Source organism: Methanocrinis sp. (assembly GCF_049974945.1).
Taxonomy (GTDB): domain Archaea; phylum Halobacteriota; class Methanosarcinia; order Methanotrichales; family Methanotrichaceae; genus Methanocrinis.
On sequence record NZ_JBNGCU010000161.1, the window covers coordinates 1 to 2,625 of the forward strand.

Annotated in this window: 2 protein-coding genes; both read left to right on the forward strand. The window is 62.0% G+C overall.

Annotated features, from left to right (window positions below):
- Positions 1 to 687 (forward strand): AAA family ATPase (locus ACP5EL_RS10115; RefSeq protein ID WP_428402388.1); only part of this gene is annotated, 687 nt, incomplete at its 5' end.
- A gap of 64 nt (positions 688 to 751) precedes the next feature.
- The coding region (gene lonB / locus ACP5EL_RS10120; RefSeq protein ID WP_428402389.1) for an ATP-dependent protease LonB at positions 752 to 2,625 on the forward strand (1,874 nt) is incomplete at its 3' end.

Genomic DNA, 2,625 nt, shown 5'->3' on the forward strand with positions numbered 1-2,625 from the left:
GGAAAGACCCTCCTGGCCAAGGCCGTGGCCACCGAGAGCGGGGTGAACTTCATCTCGGTGAAAGGGCCGGAGCTCTTATCGAAGTGGGTCGGCGAGTCGGAACGGGCGGTGAGAGAGGTCTTCCGGAAGGCGAAGCAGGCTGCTCCATCACTGATATTCTTCGACGAGGTCGACTCGATGGTCCCTGCCCGGGGGTCGGGCCTCGACTCTCACGCCACCGAGAGGGTGGTGAGCCAGTTTCTGACGGAGCTGGACGGCGTCGTCGAGCTGGAGGAGGTGGTGGTCCTGGCCGCCACCAACCGGCCGGACCTTTTGGACCCGTCGCTCCTGCGGCCAGGGCGGTTCGACAGATTGATAAGGACCCCCATGCCCGACAGGGAGGCGAGAGAGAGAATATTCGGTATACACCTCTCGGGGATGCCCCTCGCCGAGGACGTCTCCGTCGCCGACCTCGCGGAGATGACGGAGGGGCGGACAGGCGCCGACATCGAGACCCTCTGCCGGGAGGCGGGTATGGTCGCCCTTCGGGAGAGGATAACCCCGGGGATGATAAGAGAGGAGCTGGTCCTCGGCCAGATCCTGGTTGAAGGACGCCATTTCCGGGCGGCCTTCGAACGGGCCAAGCCCCACCTCACACCGGAGATGGCGGCGGATTACCAGAATGTGATGAAAGAGTTCGAGGTGTGACGGCAAATTGACGATTGATCATCAGCTATCTCAGCATCAGTTATATAGGTTAGAAGGACTTACCATGGGCGAGAGGGCCGGTATTTTGTTGGAAGACGAGAAGAAGGATCTGCTGGGAAACACCGAGTTCGAGGACACCAGCAACGTCCAGGTACCTGAGAGCCTGATCGACCAGGTGATCGGCCAGGACGAGGCGGTGGAGGTTATAAAGAAGGCGGCCCACCAGCGCCGCCACGTGATGCTGATCGGCTCCCCCGGCACGGGCAAATCGATGCTGGGCAGAGCCATGAGCGAGCTTCTCCCCGTAGAGGAGCTACAGGACGTCCTGGTCTACAATAACTCCGAGGAGAACAACAACCCCAAAGTCAGGGTGGTTCCCGCGGGAAGGGGAAGACAGATAGTCGACGCCCACAAGATGGAGGCGAGAAAGAAGACCCAGACCAGGAACATGTTCTTCATGCTGATTATGATGGGCCTGCTCGTCTACGCCTACTATACGGGCCAGCTCCTCTTCGGGATCATAGCCGCGGCCCTGATATTCCTCTCCATGCGCTACCTCATCCCCAAGGACGACTCCCTGGTGCCGAAGCTTCTGGTGGACAACAGCAAACAGAAGAAGGCGCCTTACGTCGACGCCACCGGCGCTCACGCGGGAGCCCTCCTGGGCGACGTCCGGCACGACCCCTTCCAGTCCGGCGGCCTTGAGACCCCCAGCCACGATAGGGTCGAGTGTGGAGCCATACACAGGGCTCACAAGGGCGTCCTCTTCATCGACGAGGTGAACACCCTGAGGCTCGAGTCGCAGCAGAGCCTGCTCACCTCTCTCCAGGAGGGGGAGTACCCGATAACCGGCCAGAGTGAGCGGTCCTCCGGGGCCCTGGTCAGGACCGAACCCGTACCTTGCGACTTCGTCATGATCGCCGCGGGAAACCTCGACGCCATGGGCGGGATGCACCCCGCCCTGCGGTCCAGGATCAAGGGTTACGGCTACGAGGTCTACATGAGGGACACCATGGACGACACCGTCGAGAACCGGGAGAAGCTGGTGCGGTTCGTAGCCCAGGAGGTGATCCGGGACGGGAAGATCCCTCACTTCACCAGGGACGCCGTGGCCGAGATCGTCAGAGAGGCGAAGAGAAGGGCCGGCAGAAAGGGCCACCTCACCCTCCTCCTGCGGGATCTGGGCGGCCTGATCAGGGTGGCCGGCGACGTCGCCAGGTCTGAAGGGGTTGACCTCACCGATGCTGGGCACGTCCTGGAGGCGAAGAAGATGGCCCGGTCCGTCGAGCAGCAGCTCGCCGACATGTACCTTGAGCGGAGGAAGGACTACAGCATGTTCAAGAACGCCGGCGCCGAGATCGGCAGGGTCAACGGCCTCGCCGTCGTCGGCGACTCGGGGATAGTCCTACCCATCATGGCCGAGGTCACCCCTGCCCAGTCTAAGGAGGAGGGGAAGGTGATCGCCACCGGCCGTCTTCAGGAGATCGCCAAGGAGGCGGTCCAGAACGTCTCGGCCCTGATCAAGAAGTTCCTCGGCGAGGACATAACAAACAAGGACGTCCACATCCAGTTCATAGGGACCTACGAGGGGGTCGAGGGGGACAGCGCCTCAATATCCATAGCCACGGCGGTGATATCGGCTCTGGAGAGCGTCCCCATCAAGCAGAACATAGCCATGACCGGCTCCCTCTCGGTTAGGGGCGACGTCCTCCCCGTCGGCGGCGTCACCCAGAAGATCGAAGCCGCGGCCCTGGCCGGGATCACCACGGTCTTGATTCCCAAGTCCAACGAGGGGGACGTCCTCATCGACGACACCTTCAAGGACAGGATCAAGATCATCCCGGTCACCTCGATCAGCGAGGTCTTCGAGTACAGCTTCTCGGGCCAAAAGCCGAAGCTTCTGGAGAAGCTGAAGAAGTTCGCCGCGGAGAAGAAGCT